Genomic DNA, 17,336 nt, shown 5'->3' with positions numbered 1-17,336 from the left:
TATTTACCTAAAATAAAAAATTCTCATTTTTGCGCAACTTGATCTACTATTATAACTTATTTCTTCTTTGGAGGCACTTATAGCTTTTTTACTTAAAATTTTACCAAGACTATGTCCTTTACCGCATTCGCATTTTATAGCTCTTTCATCACAAATGCAGTCTTTTTCCCATCTTTTAAAAGTATTTTTTACTATTCTATCCTCTAAAGAATGAAAGCTAATAATAGCTAATTTACAATCTTTTAATTTTGCTTTTTCTATATTTTCAAGTAAGGATTTTAACTCACCAAGTTCATTATTTACTTCTATACGCAAAGCTTGAAATACGAGCAAAGCTAAAGATACATTGCGTCCTTTTAACTTAGCATTTCCTATAATTTGACTTAATTCTTTTGCACTTGTAATCTCTTTTTGACTTCTTGCATTGATAATTTTTTGAGCAAGCATTGAAGCAACCGGCGCTAGATCTCCATAGTCTTTAAAAATTCGTTCTAAAGCTTCCTTGTTGTAAGAATTTACCACTTCTTTAGCACTTAAAGGATTATTTTGATCCATTCTCATATCTAAAAAATCAGAATTTAGTGAAAAACCCCTATCATTTTTATCAAGCTGCAAAGAAGATACACCAATATCAGCTAAAATTCCTCTTATGTTTTGCGTTGAAATTTGAGTTAAAATATCTTTAAAACCTATATGATTAAAACTTATTCTATCTTGAAAATTTTTTAAAAACTCTTTGGAAAAATTTAAAGCCTCTAAATCTTTATCGCAAGCAATTAATCTTAATTTTTCATGAGCTTGCAATAATGCTTTAGAATGCCCTCCATAACCCAAAGTACAATCTAAAAAATCTCCGCTATCAAAATCATCAAAAGTATTTAAAACTTCTTGTAATAAAACAGGAATATGTGGACTTTGCAAAATATACCTTTTAATATTTTTTAGTATAATACCTTAGCTAAGTTTAAAACAAGGTTTTTAATGAATAAAGAAAATATTATCTCCCAAATTCAAATTCTATCCTCATCAATGTTTAAAAAAAATTTTTTTGGAATTTGCCATGGTTCTGTTTCAGCAAAACTTTCCCAAGGCTCATTTATTATCAACAAAAGCAATGCTTTTTTGAATCAATTAGATGAAAAAAATTTAAGTATCTTAAAATTTGCAAAAGATTATAGCTGGGATGAAGCAAGCAGCGATAGTGAAATACATAAAAGCATATATGAAAATATACCTGAAGCTAAATTCGTATGTTTTGCTTATCCAGCTTATACCTTATCCATGAGTTTAAATCATGATTTCATAACACCTCAAGATTATTTTGGAGAAATTTTTTTAGAAGAAATTCGAGTTTACAATCCTAAAAGTTATGAGGATTGGGATGATAGATCACAAACTGAAATTTATCGTTATATGTTAGAACAAAAACAAAATTTTGTCGTTGTGAAAGGATATGGAATATTTGCTTATGGAAGAACAAGCTATGAACTTGGAAAAATAATAGATTTAATCGAGAATTCTTGTAAAATTATCCATCTAGCAGAGACAAATTTATCATAAAATCATAAAATTAATTTTTTATTAATCACAAATTACCTATAATTTATGGTTTAATTTAATTAATTATGGATTGGGGTAAAAATGCTCACTTGGATGCAGCATCATAAAAAATATTTAGTTATTACTATTTGGATTAGTGTTATTGCTTTTGTTGGAGCAGGTTTTGTTGGCTGGGGAAGTTATGATTTTAACACCGATAGATCAAATTCTGTTGCAAAAGTAGGCGATGAAAAAATAAGCTATGATGAATTCAATCTAAAATATTCTCAATTATTTAACTACTACTCACAATTAAACAATGGCAATTATACACAAGAACAAGCACAAAAAGATGGCTTAGATACTCAAGCTATCAATGAACTTATACAAGAAAAACTTCTACTTTCTTATGCTAAAACTTTAGGTTTAAATGTAAGCGAAGAAGAAATTGCTTATGATTTAGCGCATCAAAAAATTTTTCATAATGCTTCAGGTGTTTTTGATAAAGATTTATATTATAATTTACTTGCAAGAAACAACTATACACCAAAAGCTTATGAAAAAATTATCCATGATGAATTATTGCTTAAAAAAATCAATGCTATTTTAAATTTACAAATCAAACAAAATGAGCTTGATATGTTTGGTGCAAGTTTTTTAATGCAAGATAATTTAAAAATTCAAATAATAAAACTTGATAATAAAAATATTCCTATTGATGAAAAAGAACTAAAACAAACTTGGGAAAAAAACAAAAACCTATATAAAACACAAAAAAGCTATGAGCTTGCAACTTATTTTTTAGATCCTAATACAATCACAGTTGTTGATAAAGAAATTCAAGCTTACTATGAAGAAAATAAAAATGACTATAAAGATTTTGCAGGAAAAATTCTAAGCTTAGAACAAAGCAAAGATAAAGTTATAAAAGATTTAAAACTTTCCAAGCTTAAACTTAAAGCTAATGAAAGCTATGTTGCTTTGAGAAAAAACGAGCTTAGTTTTGACAAAAACATCACAATAAGCGATGCTGATATTTATTACCCTTTAGAAAACATACAAAAAGCTAAAGAAAATGATTTTATTAAGCCTTTTAAATTTGAAAATGGCTATATGATTGCAAAACTTATAAAAATAAATCCTATACAGACTATGACTTTTGAGCAAGCCAAAAATGAAGTGAGCAAACTTTACATCAGAGAAAAAACTAAAACTTTATTAGAAGAAAAAGCAAAGCTTGCCCTAAATAATTTCCAAGGCATAGATATAGGAACTTATAGTCGCGACTCAAGTAAAGGAGCAAAAGTAGGTGAAATGATAAATGATGCTGAATTTAGTGAGTTTTTAATGCATGTATTTGACTCAAATAAAGCTAAATCTTATGTTTTATTTGATGATAAAGCAATAGTTTATGAAATTACAAAGCAAACTCTAGAAAACAAAGATAAAGAAGAAATTTATAAATTTATCATAGAACAAAGTGCCAAACAAACCAAACAAGCTTTACTTAAGGAAGAATTATTAAAAAAACTTATAGAATTATATCCAATCCAACGCTATTATAAAGGAAATACAAATTGAATATTTTAGGAATTGATTTAGGCTCAATACAAACTTGTGCTATTTTGGCACAAAAAAGCGAAGAAGGACTTAAAATCATTGGTTTTGGAAAATCAAAATCAAATGGTATAAAAAAAGGAGCAATTACGAATATAGAGCTTGCTTCAAAATCTATAGAAGAGGCAGTAGCCGATGCACAAATGATGTCAGGTGTACATTATGATAAAGTAATTGTATCTATTTCAGGTGCTTATGCAAAAAGTGTAGACAGTATAGGTGTAGTTAATATACCAAATCATGAAATAGGTATTAAAGAAATTCACAGAGCAGTAAGCACAGCAAAACATACCGCAAATATACCTAGTGGATATGAAATCATTCATGTATTGCCTTATAATTTTAAAGTAAATGATCTTGAGCATGTAGAAGATCCTTTGGGAATGAGTGGAAATCGTCTTGAAGTTTCTACACATATTGTAATCTCACAAGAAGTGCATATTAAAAATCTAAAAAAAGCAGTTGAGCTTGCTGATCTTAGAGTAGATAATATCGTTCTTTCAGGATATGCTTCTTCTATCGCATGCTTTGATGATAGTGAAAAAGAATTAGGTGCTATTTTAATCGATATGGGTGGAGCAGTTTGTGATATGGTCATTCATGCGGGTAATTCTATACGATATAATGAATGCTTACAAATTGGTTCAGTAAATATCACTAATGATTTATCCATAGCTTTGCATACCCCACCAAAAGAAGCAGAAAAACTAAAATTAAATTATGCATCTTTAGCACAAAATGAAAACTCAATTATACAAATTCCATATATGGGTGATGAAAAAAGAAAAAATGAAGTTTCAGTAGAAGTTATATCTAATGTTATTTATGCAAGAATTGAAGAAACTATTATTATTTTGGCTAAAATGCTAAGTGATAATGCTTGTGCAAATCAAGCAGGAGCAGGCATAGTATTAACAGGTGGAATGACAAAATTTGCAGGACTTGACAAACTTGCTTCAGCTTATTTTGATAATAAAGCTGTTAGAATAGCGACCGCAAAAAAAGATACTATGGATGGCTTTAAAGAAATTTTTGAAGATGCAGAAAATAGCTGCGCTATAGGTCTTTGTTTATATGGTGGTGGACATTTTACTCCTTATGAATTAGATTCTAATGAAAAACTAAGATACAAAGGAGAGCCTGAATTTATCAACAAACAGATAAAACAAAATCTCACCATAGAAGAACATGAAGAAGAAAATAAAAATTTTGAAGAAATTTTTCAAGAACAGAGAGATTTTGAAGATGAAAAAACAGAATTAACAAAAGTTGAAACCAAAAAAGATAAAAAATCAAGTTTTATGCATAATTTTTGGAATAAATTAATAAACCAGTTCTAATAGGAGATACAATGAGCGAATATCTAGTAGAAGAAATGCAACACGCAAAAGGTGCAAAAATAAAAGTCATAGGCTGCGGTGGTGGTGGTGGTAATATGATAGATCATATGGTAAATATGGGCCTACATGATCTTGATCTTATCTCAGCAAATACTGATGCACAAGCTATAGCAAAATCTTTAGCAAAAACTAGAATTCAACTAGGTGAGAAAAAAACTAAAGGTTTAGGTGCTGGAATGCAACCAGAAATTGGAGCAGAAAGTGCAAGAGAAAGCTTTGAAGAAGTAAAAGCAGCTTTAAGTCAAAGTGATATAGTATTCATTTCAGCAGGACTTGGTGGTGGAACTGGTACAGGTGCAGCTCCTGTTGTAGCACAAGCTGCTAAAGAAGTAGGCGCATTAACTGTTTCGGTTGTAACTATGCCTTTTGCTTTTGAAGGAAAACAAAGAAAAAAATTAGCTGAAGCTGGCTTGGCTGAATTAAAAAAAGAAAGTGATTCTATCATTGTAATCCAAAATGAAAAACTTCTTAGCATACTTCCAAAAAAAGCAGGTATAAAAGAAGCATTCAAACTAGTTGATGATATCTTAGCTAGAGCTGTTAGAGGTATGGTGTCTATTCTTTTAGAAGATGGTGATATCAATGTTGACTTTGCAGATGTTAGAACTGTTATGAGCCATAGAGGTTTAGCTTTAATGGGTGTGGGTCATGGAGAAGGTGAAAATGCTATCATGGACGCATTATCAAGCGCTATAGAATCTCCATTATTAGATGGTATGACTATGAAAGGTGTTAAAGGCGTAATCATCCATTATAAAATTGGACCTGAATGCTCATTGATAGAAATTTCACAAGCTACTCAAAGCATTAGCGATATAGCAGATGAAAATGCAAAAGTAATCTTTGGTGCAACTACTGATGAAAGCATGGGCGATCGTGTTGAAGTAACTATCATTGCTACAGGTTTTGAAGATAAAGCTGAAATAGAAAGTGCTAAAGAACAAGAAGAAAGTAAAAAAAATAGCTATATGAATTTGCGCAAAGCTAGCGGTGGGTTTGATGAGGAAGTGATTTCTCAACTTGATGTTCCTGCTTTCTTGCGTCGTCAAATGGATTAATTTGTAAGTAAAAATCCTTATATGAATTCTTCATTATTATGTGATTTTTACGAACTAAGTATGGCTTATGCTTATTTTAAACAAAATATGCATAAGCAGATTGTTTATTTTGAAGTTTTTTTTAGAAAAGCTCCTGATAGTGCTTCTTATGCTATTTTTTGTGGATTAGAGCAAATCATAAATCATATTAATCATTTTTCTTTCTCTAAAGATGACATAGATTTTTTGAAAAATACTAAAAAATTTGATGATGATTTTGTAAACTACCTTTCAACTTTAAAATTTAGTGGAGATATACTAAGTGTTAAAGAAGGTGAATGTATTTTTGCTAATACACCTTTAATGATTATCAAAGCACCTATAATAGAAGCTTTATTATTAGAAACTTTCATACTTTTAACTCTAAATCATCAATGTCTAATTGCCACTAAAGCTAGTAGAATTGCTCAAATTGCAAAAGAAAAATTACTCTTAGAATTTGGCTCTCGCAGAGCCCATGGAGAAAGTGCGGCTTTAAATGGTGCTAGAGCTGCTTTTATAGGTGGTTTTCATGCAAGTGCTTGTACTTTAGCTGGGAGAAAATTTAATATTCCTATTAGCGGAACCATGTCTCATGCTTGGGTACAAATGTTTGATGATGAGCTAAGTGCTTTTAGAGCATATTGTCAAATTTATAAAGATAATATAAGTCTTTTGATTGATACATATGATTATAAAAAAGGTATTGAAAATGCTATTTTAGTTTTTAATGAGTTAAATGCGCAAGATTCTATGCAAAATTATTCCATCCGTATTGATTCAGGAGATTTGCTGAAAATCTCTAAATATATTAGAAAAAAACTAGATCTTGCTAACTTAACAAAATGCAAAATCATAGCTAGTAATGCCTTAGATGAGTTCATCATAGAAAAATTACTAAAAAACAAAGCTCCAATCGATGCTTTTGGTATTGGAGAAAAGCTTATTACTTCAGCAAGCTCGCCTATTTTTGGAGCTGTTTATAAGCTTGTTGCATTAGAAAAAAACAATCAAATCATCCCTAAAATAAAAATCAGCGCAAGCTCAAGTAAAACAACCTTGCCACATTTTAAAAAACTCATAAGGTATTATAAAAACAATAAAGCAAGTTTTGATATTTTATATACACATGATGAGAGTATCAAAAATTATCAAGGTTATACATATAAAAATTTACATGAGCTTATTTTTAAAGATGGAAAATTAATCTATGGGCTTCCTAACTTGAAAAATATTCAAGAGTATCATAAAAAAAGTGTTGATAGTTTGGATTTTAAACTAAAAAAACTTCAAAATCCAAGTATTTATAAAGTAAAAATTTCTAAAAAATTACAAAATATGCAAAAAACTTACTTAGAAAAAAATTAATCTTTTTCTCTAAGTTTTACTTCATCTTCTACTTCAAGTAAAAATCTATCAACAAGCTCATCTTCTTTTAATTTTGCCACCACTTCACCATGTCTTATAACTAAACCTTGATTTTTTCCAAAAGCAATAGCCACATCAGCGCCCTTAGCCTCACCCAAGGCATTTACAACACAACCCATAACACTTATATTTAATGGTTCTTTTATATGTTTAGTTTTTTCTTCTACTATCTTAATCGCTTTAATCAAATCGCTTTGAATTCTTCCACAAGTTGGGCATGAGATGATATTTACTCCACTCTTTTGCACTCCACTATCTTGCAAAATCGCTCTTGCTACTTTAATCTCTTCTTCAAGTTCCCCTGTCATAGAAACTCTCATTGTATCGCCTATACCTTTTAAAAGCAAATTTCCTAAGGCAATCGAACTTTTAACAGTACTATGAAATTTAGTTCCTGCTTCAGTAACCCCTAAATGAAACGGATAATCACAAAGTGGTCTTAGAGCTTCATAAGCTTTTATGGTATTTTGCACATCTGAAGTTTTCATAGAAATTTTAATGTCAAAAAAGTCTAAATCTTCTAGTAATTTTATATTATATAAAGCGCTCTCAAGCATAGCCTCTATATTATAACCATATTTATCGCTAAATTGCTTTTCTATAGAGCCATGATTTACCCCTATTCTAATAGGAATTTTTCTTTGTTTACAAGCTTGCACCACTTCTTTTATATTTTCTTTTGAGCCTATATTTCCCGGATTAATTCTCACCCCATCGATAAATTCAGCACAAAAAACTGCTAGCTTATGATTAAAATGTATATCCACTATTAAAGGCAAGGGACTTTTTGCTTTGATTTCTTTTAAAGCTCTTGCATCTGCCATGTCCAAACAAGCTAAACGCACTATATTTGCACCGGCAAAATAAAGCCTATTAAGTTGCTCTAAACAACCTTCAATATCTCTTGTTTTAGTAAAAAGCATGGATTGCACAGAAATAGGTGCATCACCACCTATTAAAACATCGCCTACTTTTATTTGTCTTGTTTTATATCTTGTCATTAAAATCACTCTAAAAATATTTTTAGAGTATTATAGCCCAAAAATGGGCTATATCATTAATCTTTTTTATTTTTATTAAGAGATTTATATTTTACATCTGTATCTCTTGTTAAAAGGGTAAAAATTTGATTTGTTAAATCTTGGGTAAGTTTTTTAGCTTCCTTTTGATTTTGTAATGAAAAATCAACTAAAATTTGCTTTGCTTTATTCTTATCTTTTTTATAAAGACTTAAATATTCTTTTTCCATAGCTTCTTGTTTTAAAGATGTGTCTTTTTCAAATTTAGCATAAGCATTTTTTACAATAGGTGCATACTTATTATAATCACTCATTACAAGAGTTTGTAACTTGCGATAAATCCAATAAATTGATTCATCATCAGCTTCATTTGTTCCTTGTTGATAACCTGCAATAAATTCATCATTACCAAAATAATAAGGCAAATACACACTCAAATCAGCCATTCCTATTGCGACATAATTTAACCTGCCTATCTCTTTAGGAAGCCACGGTCTAACTTGCATGATATGAGATTCATAAGTTCTAAACACACTCACAACACGATAAATATTTTCATCTTCATTGAAATTTGAGTATGGATCATATTTTGTTCTATCATAGTGCGATCTTAAAGCTTTTTTTAAATCATCCACACTAAGTTTCTGTTCAGGTTCTAAAAACACATTAAAATTAGCACCATTTTTTACATCTTGATTTAAAGATGGATTAAACATTTTTTGTATCCACCAAACTCTAGGATAATTATAAGTTAAATCTCTATCATCATTTCTTGTATAAACTTTAAAAAAATCAAAATCCTTATCTACTTTAGGATTATACGCTTTATGAATGACGGCAAAATTTATTAAATTTTTAGAATGCAAGGTATTTTCATCGTTAAATTTTAATTGCTTCAACCTACCCTGGTTTGCGCTAACAAAATACGAATTATTAGGAATTTTTACAGCCATCCACTGATGTGCTGTAGCACTTTCTAAATACCAAATTTCTTTAGAATCCACAAAAGCCACTCCAAAGCCCTCAGCAGCACCTTGTTTTTCTATAATATCGCCTAATAATAAAACACCTTCTTTTGCACTTTTAATTCTTGGAAGCAAAACATCTAAAATATCATCTTCACTAATGCCATTTTTCTCATTATAAGGATCAAATTTTAAAAGCTCATCTTTTGCATAAATTGATTCAGTAGCACTTATCCCAACACCCTTTTCATTAAAACCAGTAGCACCATGTAATTTACTTTGCCAATTAGCTATAGTACTATATTGAAAAGATTTAGCAGGTAAAGGGTAAGTAAAATCATTCATTCCTTGATGTGCTTTAGTACTATAAATACCTTTTTGGTTTTCAACTCTTGGATGGATTAAAAAAATCTGTGCTTTATCTGCTTTACTATCAGCACTTCTTGCAACCAACATAGAGCCATCTTTGCTTGCTTCATTTGGCACTAAAATAGTAGTGCAAGCTAAAGTATTATTGAGCAAAGCACCAAAAAGTACACAGTTTGTAAGAAAACTAAACTTTTTCATTTTCTCTCCTTTAAATTTAAGAAATTAAAAAAGTATATTCTTATCAAAATAAATTTAAAATTAAAAATAAAATATTGTTTTTATTATAAAATAATAATTATTTATAAATAAATATATTTTTTAAGAAAAGTCAACCGGATCTATATCGCAAGTAATATTTTTAAAATTTAAAGCAAAATGCTCAAACTTTACAAGCTCTTGGTGAGTATTAGCACGCAATAATACATAAAAACGCCATTTTTTATTTAGCATTTCAATACCACAAGCACCATGGCCTACTAATTGCACTTGTTTTAATTCTTGAACTTTATTAGCTATAAATTCACATAAATTTAAAGCTTTGTTTTTATCCTCATCTTCAATAATTAGCCTTAAAAGTCTTTTAAATGGAGGGTAAAGCTCACTTCTAGAATTTAATTCATCTTTTAAAAAGCTATCATAATCTTGTATATATTTTTCAAAAAAAGATCTATTCTTAGTTTGTAAAAGCACCCTACCCTCACCCTTACGACCTGCACGACCTGCTACTTGCATAGCAAGAGCCAAAGTCTCTTCTAAAGCTTTAAAATTAGGTCTAAATAAATACTCATCAAGCCCCAAAATCACACTCAAATCCACATTATGATAATCATGTCCTTTAGCAAGCATAGAAGTGCCTACTAAAATATCAATTTTTTCTTGGTTAAAATCTTTTAAAATCATATCAAGCTTTTTTACACTGCTAATCTCATCACTATCAAATCTTTTTATGATAGGATTAAACTCGGCTAATTCTTTTTCTAAAAGCTCACAAAGCTCTGCTGTGCCCATTTTTTTAGCTTCAAGCATAACTCCATTGCAGGTTGGACAAGTTTGATCAATTTCTTTAGTAAAATTGCAATAATGACATTTTAATGCATTTTTATTTTTATGTAAACTCAAAGCAATAGAACAAAAAGGACATTTAATGGTATTAGTGCATTCTTTGCATAAAATTTGTCTAAAATTTGCCCTTGTAGGTAAAAATACCACGGCTTGCTTTTTATTTCTTAAGCTAATTTTTAATTCTAAAAGCAATTTTGACGAGACACTAAGCTCGCTCTCATCATATAAAAACTGCTTTTTGCTTTCAAAAAAGGTTCCTTTAAGTCTAAAACAAGGATGTTTGTAATAACTTACAACACTTGGGGTAGCCGAACCTAAAAGAACTTTTATATGCATTTTTCTTGCTACAAATAAAGCCAAATCCCTTGCATTGATTTTTGGATTATTAGAAGCTTTATAAGAATTATCATGCTCTTCATCAATAATAATCAAACCCAAATTCTTAAAAGGTAAAAACAAAGCCGATCTAGCTCCCACCACTAAAAGAGCTTTTGAATTTGTTAAATCTTGCAAATATTCTTGCTTTTTTTTCTTAGTAATTTTAGAATGCCACAAGAAAAAATGCTCGCCAAAATACACTTTTAATCTTTTTTGCATTTGCGGAGTTAGAGCGATTTCTGGCATTAAAAGCAAAACTTGCTTTCCTTGCTCTAGATATTCTTTTATCAAGCTAATATAAATTTCAGTTTTACCACTTCCTGTATCGCCAAATAATAAACTAGTTTGTTTAGTTTTTATAAATTCCAAAGCCTCTTGCTGGTTTTTACTTAAACTAGGTGCTTTTTCTATATGAATTTTTTCATTTTTATACTCTTTAATGCTTTCAAACATACCCAAAACAAAAGCTATTTTACTAGCATAATAATAAGCAATAAATTGAGCAAGTTCGTATTGATATTGCGTTAGTTTAAAACCTGTTTTTTCTTTTATAGCTTGGGTTTTAAAATCAGGCTTTGAACATTTTTGTAAAATTATAGCTTTGAGATTTTTTTTCCTTGCAAGATCAACTATCACTTCATCTAAAATTTCAATTTCTTCTTCACTTTCATAAATTAAGGTATCTAAATAATATCCTTTTACAGCAAGTTGATAAAAATTCAAAACCCATAATCCTTACAATTTAAACTCACACATTCTAAAAAAACTTTTTCACTATTATAAGAAAAATCTATGTAATTTTTAGCATTTATAAAAAATCTATATTGAGTATTTGCTATTTTCATCCATGATTTTTTACTTGAAACAATTGGCTTATCTAATACACTATATGTACAATGATTTGTTTTTTTGTAATTTTGCAAACTATCACAAAAAAATAATTTTTGATTTTCACTATTTATCAAAGCTTCATCTAAAATGGCTGGAAAATCCTTACTTTCTTTAAATAAAAACTGATTTTTGAGTAAGGCCAAAGAAGCATTAATGAGCTCTACCTCACTTTTTGCTTGGATAAGTTTAGCATCATTTTTTCCAAAAGAAAAATACGGATAAGCAATTGTGCTAAGAATAGCAATAATCATCATACAAAAAATAAGCTCTACTAAAGTAAAAGCTTTTTTTACTTGCATTTATTGTATTTCTTCATCGATAGTGTTTATAAGTTTGTTGAGTTCTTTTTTTAAGATATAATTTTCATAGCTAAGTTTTACAAAAGCATTAATGAAATTTGCAAGTTCTATCTTACCTGTGCCTCCAGAAATTAAAGCAATCTCATCTTCAAGATGATTCGCAAATTCATTACTGCATGTTACAACAAAGTCTTTTGCATAGACATTGATTGTAACTTTTCTTTGATTATTGTTTGCCAAGAACTGCCTCTATTTTTTTGATCACATCTTCACTTTCAATATTTTTATTTTTAAGCTCTTCTTCCAAACGCGCAATTTGATTGTTTTTAGCTTCATTTTGTGCTTTTACGCTTACTAATTCATTTCTTAAATTTTCATTTATTTCACATACTTCATTATATTTAGCCAAAAGCTCATTTACTTTATCTGTCATTGTGTTGATTATTCTTTCATCATACATAATTTTTTGCCTTTATTGATTTTATATTTTAGAGTATTTTAAACACATATTGTAACAAAAAAAAATTTAATTTTGCATAGCTTTTTGTTTTAAAATTTAAATTTTTAGAAAAAATTTTGTGTAAAATTAGTAAAAATACAAGTTAGGAAAAATTATGTTTGAACTTACTAGCGAATTTAAGCCAAGTCCTGATCAAAAGCAAGCTATTGATGGTATAGTAAAAAGCATTAAAGCAGGCAATAAATACCAAACCTTGCTAGGTGTTACAGGTAGTGGAAAAACTTTCACTATGGCAAATATCATTAAAAACTTAAACATGCCTACTCTTATCATGAGCCACAATAAAAGCTTATGCGCGCAACTTTATAGTGAATTTAAAGGCTTTTTTGCAAATAATCATGTGGAGTATTTTATAAGCTATTATGATTATTATCAACCCGAGGCTTATATACCAAGAACCGATGTTTTTATAGAAAAAGACAGCTCTACTAATGAAGACTTAGAAAGATTAAGACTAAGCGCAAGTGCTTCGCTTTTAAGTTATGATGATGTTATTTGCATAGCTAGTGTTTCAGCAAATTATGGTTTGGGAAATCCAAGTGAGTATGTGGGTATGGTTTTGATTTTAGAGCTTAATATGCAAATAAATCAAAAAGAACTTTTAAAAAAACTTGTAGATATGGGTTATAAACGCAATGATAATTTCTTTGACAGAGCTGATTTTAGAGTCAATGGAGATATAGTAGATATATATCCAGCTTATTATGAGGATGAAGCTATTAGACTTGAATTTTTTGGCGATGAACTTGAGGCGATGTATCATTATAATATCTTAGAAAATAAAAAAGGTAAAGACTTAAAAAAATTTATACTTTATCCAACTAGTCAATTTAGCGTAGGTGAAGCTAGACTTAAAGAGGCTATAAAAGGTATAAAAGCTGAATTAAATAAACGCCTTGCTTATTTTGAAAATGAAAATAAACTCGTAGAAGCACAAAGACTAAAACAAAGGGTAGAATTTGACCTTGAAATGCTTCAAAGTACTGGTATGTGCAAAGGAGTTGAAAATTATGCCTTGCATTTAACAGGGCTTAAGAGTGGCGATACACCTTATACGCTTTTTGATTATTTTGCCATTAAAAATCAAGATTTTTTAGTCATTGTAGATGAATCTCATGTATCTTTACCACAATTTCGCGGAATGTTTGCAGGGGATAGAAGCAGAAAGCAAACTTTGGTTGATTATGGTTTTCGCTTGCCAAGTGCCTTAGATAATAGACCTTTGATGTTTGATGAATTTATTAATAAAAATTGTAAATTTTTATTTGTTTCAGCCACACCTGCACCTTTAGAACTAGAATTAAGCAAAGAAAATATTTTTTATCAAATCATGCGTCCAACAGGGCTTTTAGATCCTAAAATAGAAATCAAAGATAGTGAAAATCAAGTAGAAATTTTATACGATGAAGCTAAAAAAGTTATAGAGCGTAATGAAAGAGTTTTAATAACCGTTTTAACTAAAAAAATGGCTGAAGAGCTTAGTAAATACTACTTGGAACTTGGCTTAAAAGTAAAATACATGCACTCAGAAATTGATGCAATTGAGCGCAATGAAATCATCCGTGGTTTAAGAAGTGGTGCTTTTGATATTTTAATCGGGATTAATCTTTTAAGAGAAGGACTTGATTTACCTGAAGTTTCCCTTATAGCGATTATGGATGCAGACAAGGAAGGCTTTTTAAGAAGCACCACTGCACTCATTCAAACGATGGGACGCGCGGCTAGAAATGTCAATGGAAAAGTATTGCTTTTTGCTAAAAAAATCACAAAATCTATGCAAGAAGCTATCGATACTACCAATGAAAGAAGAACCCTACAAGAAGCTTATAATAAAAAGCACAACATCACACCAACCTCAGTAAAAAGAAACATAGAAGAAAGTTTAAAACATGAGCTTGAACAAGGAGAAATTTATCGTAAAGGCAAAGAACTTGAAAAAATGCCTGCGAAAGAACGCGCTAAAATAGTAAAAGAATTAAGAAAACAAATGCTAGAAGCAGCTAAAAATCTTGAGTTTGAGAAAGCAGCAATGCTTAGAGATGAAATTAATAAATTAAGAACTTTATAATCCCTTAAAATAAGGGATTATTTATTTGCTCTTTCTATATACTCTCCACGCACAGTATCAACACGGATTACTTCCCCCTCTAATACATGGAAAGGAATTTGCACTACTGCACCTGTTTCTAAAGTAGCTGGTTTTTTGTTTGAGCCTTGAGTATCACCTTTGAAATTTGGCGCTGTTTCAATAATTTTAAGTTCCATTACTTGAGGTACTTCCACACCAATTGCTTTTCCATTGTGAAATAAAACATCTACCATGGTTCCATCAAGCATCCATTTTTTAGCTTCACCCACATCTTCATCGCTAATTGCAACTTGCTCATAAGTTTGGGTATCCATAAATTGACAATTTTCACCATCATCGTATAGATATTGCATTTGTTTTTCTTCTAAATTTGGAGATTCACATTTATCCCCTGCATGGAAAGTTTTTTCCAAAACCTTACCATCGATAAAAGATTTAATTTTAATACGAACAAAAGCAGGACCTTTTCCTGGTTTTACATGTTGATATTCTACAATTTTAAAAGGAATACCATCAATTTCTATTTTTAAACCTTTTTTTAAATCTCCCATTCCATAAGAAGCCATATATTTTCCTTAATCTTAAAATTAAAAAATAATTGTAACAATTAAGGCTTATAAAAAGCCTTAAATTTCTGCATATTCTGCAAAAATACAAGCATCAATAGCTCTTAATTCCTCAAGCAAAGCTTTTGAAATTTTTGTATCAAGCAAAATTACAGCCAAAGCTTTTCCAAAGCCATTTCTACCAAGTCTAAAATCAGCTATATTGACATTATTTTTGGCTAAAATTCCGCTAACATTAGCAATAACTCCTGGTATGTCATTATTGTTTAAAATTATCATTTTCCCTTTTGGTTTAAAATCTACATCAAAACCATTTAACTCTACTATCCTTTGTTCATTTTCACCAAAAATAGTCCCTGAGATAGAAAGGTTAGAATTATCTGTAATTACTTTTATAGTGATTTTATTACTATAACCACTACTTGGTAGAATACAAGAAGAAAGTTCTACGCCCTTATCTTTAGCTACAAAATGTGCGTTAATATAATTAATATTCTCACCTAAAATTCCTCTTAAAACACTCACTGTTGCAAAAGTTAGTAAAGACTCATTATACTCGCTAATTTGTCCTTCGCTCTCAAGTTTAATAGCCTTAATAGGAGTTTTATCAAGCTGAGCAGCCAAAAAGCCCATTTTGGAAATAAGCTCAATATAAGGTGCTACAAAACTTGGTAAATCTTCAGTTTTAATCGGTAAATTTAAAGCATTAGGATAAGAAATTCCTCTTGCAGCATTTAAAGCTTGCTCGCATGCTTGGATAGCGATATTTTCTTGACTTTCTAAAGTGTTTGCACCAAGATGAGAAGTAACAGAAACATTTTCAAAGTCTAAAAATGGATGATTAGTTGCTGGTTCTTTATTAAACACATCGATACCAAGCCAAGCTATTTTACCACTTTTTAAACCTTCACACAATGCATCTTCATTATAAAGACCACCTCTGGCACAATTTATCAATCTTACCCCATCTTTCATTTTAGAAATTTCTTCAAAAGAAATCATATCTGTTGTTTCTTTTGTTTTTGGCGTATGTATGGTAATAAAATCACTTTGAGTTAAGATTACATCTAAAGAACTCACACACTCTATACCCAAATCAGTCATTTTAGAAGCTACCACATAAGGATCATAAGCTATAACTTTCATACCAAAAGCTTTTGCACGTACAGCCACTCTTGAACCTATATTACCAAAACCTATAACTCCTAAAGTTTTATTCATAAGTTCAACACCATACCACTTTTCTCTTTCCCATTTTCTTTGTATTTTTAAAAAATTATGAGCATTTACAAAAGATCTTGCAGAGCATAATAAATGATTCATAGTAAGCTCAACTGCTGCTATGGTATTAGCCGTTGGTACATTCATTACTATAATGCCTTTTTTAGAGCATTCATCTATATCAACATTATCAACCCCAACGCCTGCTCTAACTAAAGCTTTTAAATTAGAACATGCATTGATAAATTTCAAATCCACATCCGTTGAACTTCTAGTAATAGCAACATCTACATCATTTAATTTTGTTAAAAGTTTATCTTTAGGCAAATGTGCTGCTTCGATAAGCTCAACATCATCAGCTTTTCTTAAAAGTTCTACGCCTTTGTCTAATATCGCATCACATACAATAATTTTTTTCATAACCAAACCTCCTTTAATTTTGCATTTATGTTGTAAATTTTTAATTTGTCGATCAGTGTATTTAATACTTTTTCATTATTTGTATCTAAATAAATTGCCACTTCATCTTTACTCTGTGTTAAAGTGTATTTGATAAAAAAAGAATGCAGAGTTTGCTTTAAACAAAACATAGAATAAACATCATTTTTATTTACATCGAGCATATAAAATTTTTGTTTTGGCTTTACTACAGAATCATCCATATTAAAACTCATATAAAATTCATTTGCTGCTGGAGAAAAATCATTGATTTTAATATTTGAAAGTTTATCTTGCCAAGTTTGTGGTAACTCTTTTTTTATTTCATCAAAAGAATATTTAACATTTTGTGAGATAGGTAAATTCCCAATATCTACATATCTCACCATAAAAATAAAAGCAATAAATAAAATTAGGCTTAAAAAACCTAAAATACCATAAAGGGTATATTTTTTCATT

Annotated in this window: 16 protein-coding genes; 6 read left to right on the top strand and 10 right to left on the bottom strand. The window is 29.7% G+C overall.

The genetic code is table 11. The annotated features are described in order from the left end of the window. Positions 1–3: 3 nt before the first annotated feature. On the bottom strand, positions 4–921 hold the full coding sequence (gene rsmH, locus L8T82_RS05465; protein WP_263726053.1) for a 16S rRNA (cytosine(1402)-N(4))-methyltransferase RsmH: 918 nt from the start codon (positions 919–921) through the stop codon (positions 4–6). A 60-nt stretch (positions 922–981) separates the two neighbouring features. Here rsmH and L8T82_RS05460 point away from each other — a divergent pair, with 60 nt between their 5' ends. The 5 genes from L8T82_RS05460 to L8T82_RS05440 all read left to right on the top strand — a co-directional run bounded on the left by L8T82_RS05460 (position 982) and on the right by L8T82_RS05440 (position 7,000). Then, complete coding sequence (locus L8T82_RS05460; protein ID WP_263659740.1) at positions 982–1,560, top strand: class II aldolase and adducin N-terminal domain-containing protein; 579 nt, start codon at positions 982–984, stop codon at positions 1,558–1,560. Positions 1,561–1,641: 81 nt separating this feature from the next. After that, positions 1,642–3,120, top strand: a complete 1,479-nt coding sequence (locus L8T82_RS05455; protein ID WP_263660229.1) for a peptidylprolyl isomerase — start codon at positions 1,642–1,644, stop codon at positions 3,118–3,120. Then, a complete protein-coding gene (gene ftsA / locus L8T82_RS05450) occupies positions 3,117–4,496 on the top strand; it encodes a cell division protein FtsA (protein WP_220566695.1) in 1,380 nt (459 codons plus the stop codon). Before L8T82_RS05455 ends, ftsA begins: the two co-directional genes overlap by 4 nt. 11 nt (positions 4,497–4,507) lie before the next feature. Then, positions 4,508–5,614: a cell division protein FtsZ gene (gene ftsZ / locus L8T82_RS05445; protein WP_039626779.1), complete on the top strand. Its 1,107-nt coding sequence runs from the start codon at positions 4,508–4,510 to the stop codon at positions 5,612–5,614. 21 nt (positions 5,615–5,635) lie between these two features. After that, positions 5,636–7,000 (top strand): nicotinate phosphoribosyltransferase, encoded by a 1,365-nt coding sequence (locus L8T82_RS05440; RefSeq protein WP_263726052.1) that lies wholly within the window; start codon positions 5,636–5,638, stop codon positions 6,998–7,000. Here the strand turns inward: L8T82_RS05440 and ispG are convergent. The 6 genes from ispG to L8T82_RS05410 form a co-directional block, all read right to left on the bottom strand. Further along, positions 6,997–8,061, bottom strand: coding sequence for a flavodoxin-dependent (E)-4-hydroxy-3-methylbut-2-enyl-diphosphate synthase (ispG, locus tag L8T82_RS05435; RefSeq protein WP_250322407.1), 1,065 nt, complete (start codon positions 8,059–8,061; stop codon positions 6,997–6,999). The two genes, L8T82_RS05440 and ispG, sit on opposite strands and share 4 nt — an antisense overlap. 56 nt (positions 8,062–8,117) lie before the next feature. After that, entirely contained in the window at positions 8,118–9,611 is a 1,494-nt protein-coding gene (locus L8T82_RS05430) for a C69 family dipeptidase (protein ID WP_263726051.1), read from the bottom strand. Between the two features lie 120 nt (positions 9,612–9,731). Next, positions 9,732–11,576, bottom strand: coding sequence for a primosomal protein N' (locus L8T82_RS05425; protein ID WP_263691195.1), 1,845 nt, complete (start codon positions 11,574–11,576; stop codon positions 9,732–9,734). Next, entirely contained in the window at positions 11,573–12,043 is a 471-nt protein-coding gene (locus L8T82_RS05420; RefSeq protein WP_263661199.1) for a type II secretion system protein, read from the bottom strand. Before L8T82_RS05420 ends, L8T82_RS05425 begins: the two co-directional genes overlap by 4 nt. Continuing rightward, positions 12,044–12,283 carry a hypothetical protein gene (locus L8T82_RS05415; RefSeq protein WP_133319896.1) on the bottom strand — a complete coding sequence of 80 codons (240 nt, stop codon included), beginning with the start codon at positions 12,281–12,283 and terminating at the stop codon, positions 12,044–12,046. Beyond that, positions 12,270–12,503, bottom strand: coding sequence for a hypothetical protein (locus L8T82_RS05410; RefSeq protein ID WP_012661890.1), 234 nt, complete (start codon positions 12,501–12,503; stop codon positions 12,270–12,272). Before L8T82_RS05410 ends, L8T82_RS05415 begins: the two co-directional genes overlap by 14 nt. A gap of 154 nt (positions 12,504–12,657) precedes the next feature. Here L8T82_RS05410 and uvrB point away from each other — a divergent pair, with 154 nt between their 5' ends. Beyond that, the gene (uvrB, locus tag L8T82_RS05405) at positions 12,658–14,631 is read left to right on the top strand and encodes an excinuclease ABC subunit UvrB (RefSeq protein WP_133319895.1); all 1,974 of its coding nucleotides are present in this window, start codon (positions 12,658–12,660) and stop codon (positions 14,629–14,631) included. Positions 14,632–14,648: 17 nt separating this feature from the next. Here uvrB and efp read toward each other — a convergent pair whose 3' ends face one another. From efp to L8T82_RS05390, 3 genes are read right to left on the bottom strand one after another with little or no spacing between them, the layout of a single operon-like run. Continuing rightward, positions 14,649–15,218: an elongation factor P gene (gene efp / locus L8T82_RS05400; RefSeq protein ID WP_039618934.1), complete on the bottom strand. Its 570-nt coding sequence runs from the start codon at positions 15,216–15,218 to the stop codon at positions 14,649–14,651. A 60-nt stretch (positions 15,219–15,278) separates the two neighbouring features. Next, positions 15,279–16,859, bottom strand: coding sequence for a phosphoglycerate dehydrogenase (serA, locus tag L8T82_RS05395; RefSeq protein ID WP_263726050.1), 1,581 nt, complete (start codon positions 16,857–16,859; stop codon positions 15,279–15,281). Beyond that, positions 16,856–17,335, bottom strand: a complete 480-nt coding sequence (locus L8T82_RS05390) for a hypothetical protein (RefSeq protein ID WP_133319893.1) — start codon at positions 17,333–17,335, stop codon at positions 16,856–16,858. The genes serA and L8T82_RS05390 overlap by 4 nt, the downstream gene beginning before the upstream one ends. Between the last annotated feature and the right edge of the window lies 1 nt (position 17,336).

This window comes from Campylobacter sp. IFREMER_LSEM_CL292, from assembly GCF_025771615.1.
Taxonomy (GTDB): Bacteria; Campylobacterota; Campylobacteria; order Campylobacterales; family Campylobacteraceae; genus Campylobacter_D; species Campylobacter_D lari_D.
Note: the sequence above shows the minus strand (reverse complement) of the source record. Positions and strands in the feature narration are given on the sequence as shown.

Bases quoted from the DNA above. Each gene is read 5' to 3' on its own strand.
- ftsZ (WP_039626779.1), top strand. From the start codon at position 4,508: ATGAGCGAATATCTAGTAGAAGAAATGCAACACGCAAAAGGTGCAAAA.
- serA (WP_263726050.1), bottom strand. From the start codon at position 16,859: ATGAAAAAAATTATTGTATGTGATGCGATATTAGACAAAGGCGTAGAA.
- L8T82_RS05390 (WP_133319893.1), bottom strand. From the start codon at position 17,335: ATGAAAAAATATACCCTTTATGGTATTTTAGGTTTTTTAAGCCTAATT.
- L8T82_RS05420 (WP_263661199.1), bottom strand. From the start codon at position 12,043: ATGCAAGTAAAAAAAGCTTTTACTTTAGTAGAGCTTATTTTTTGTATG.
- L8T82_RS05410 (WP_012661890.1), bottom strand. From the start codon at position 12,503: ATGTATGATGAAAGAATAATCAACACAATGACAGATAAAGTAAATGAG.
- L8T82_RS05455 (WP_263660229.1), top strand. From the start codon at position 1,642: ATGCTCACTTGGATGCAGCATCATAAAAAATATTTAGTTATTACTATT.
- L8T82_RS05440 (WP_263726052.1), top strand. From the start codon at position 5,636: ATGAATTCTTCATTATTATGTGATTTTTACGAACTAAGTATGGCTTAT.
- L8T82_RS05460 (WP_263659740.1), top strand. From the start codon at position 982: ATGAATAAAGAAAATATTATCTCCCAAATTCAAATTCTATCCTCATCA.
- ispG (WP_250322407.1), bottom strand. From the start codon at position 8,061: ATGACAAGATATAAAACAAGACAAATAAAAGTAGGCGATGTTTTAATA.
- efp (WP_039618934.1), bottom strand. From the start codon at position 15,218: ATGGCTTCTTATGGAATGGGAGATTTAAAAAAAGGTTTAAAAATAGAA.
- uvrB (WP_133319895.1), top strand. From the start codon at position 12,658: ATGTTTGAACTTACTAGCGAATTTAAGCCAAGTCCTGATCAAAAGCAA.
- L8T82_RS05430 (WP_263726051.1), bottom strand. From the start codon at position 9,611: ATGAAAAAGTTTAGTTTTCTTACAAACTGTGTACTTTTTGGTGCTTTG.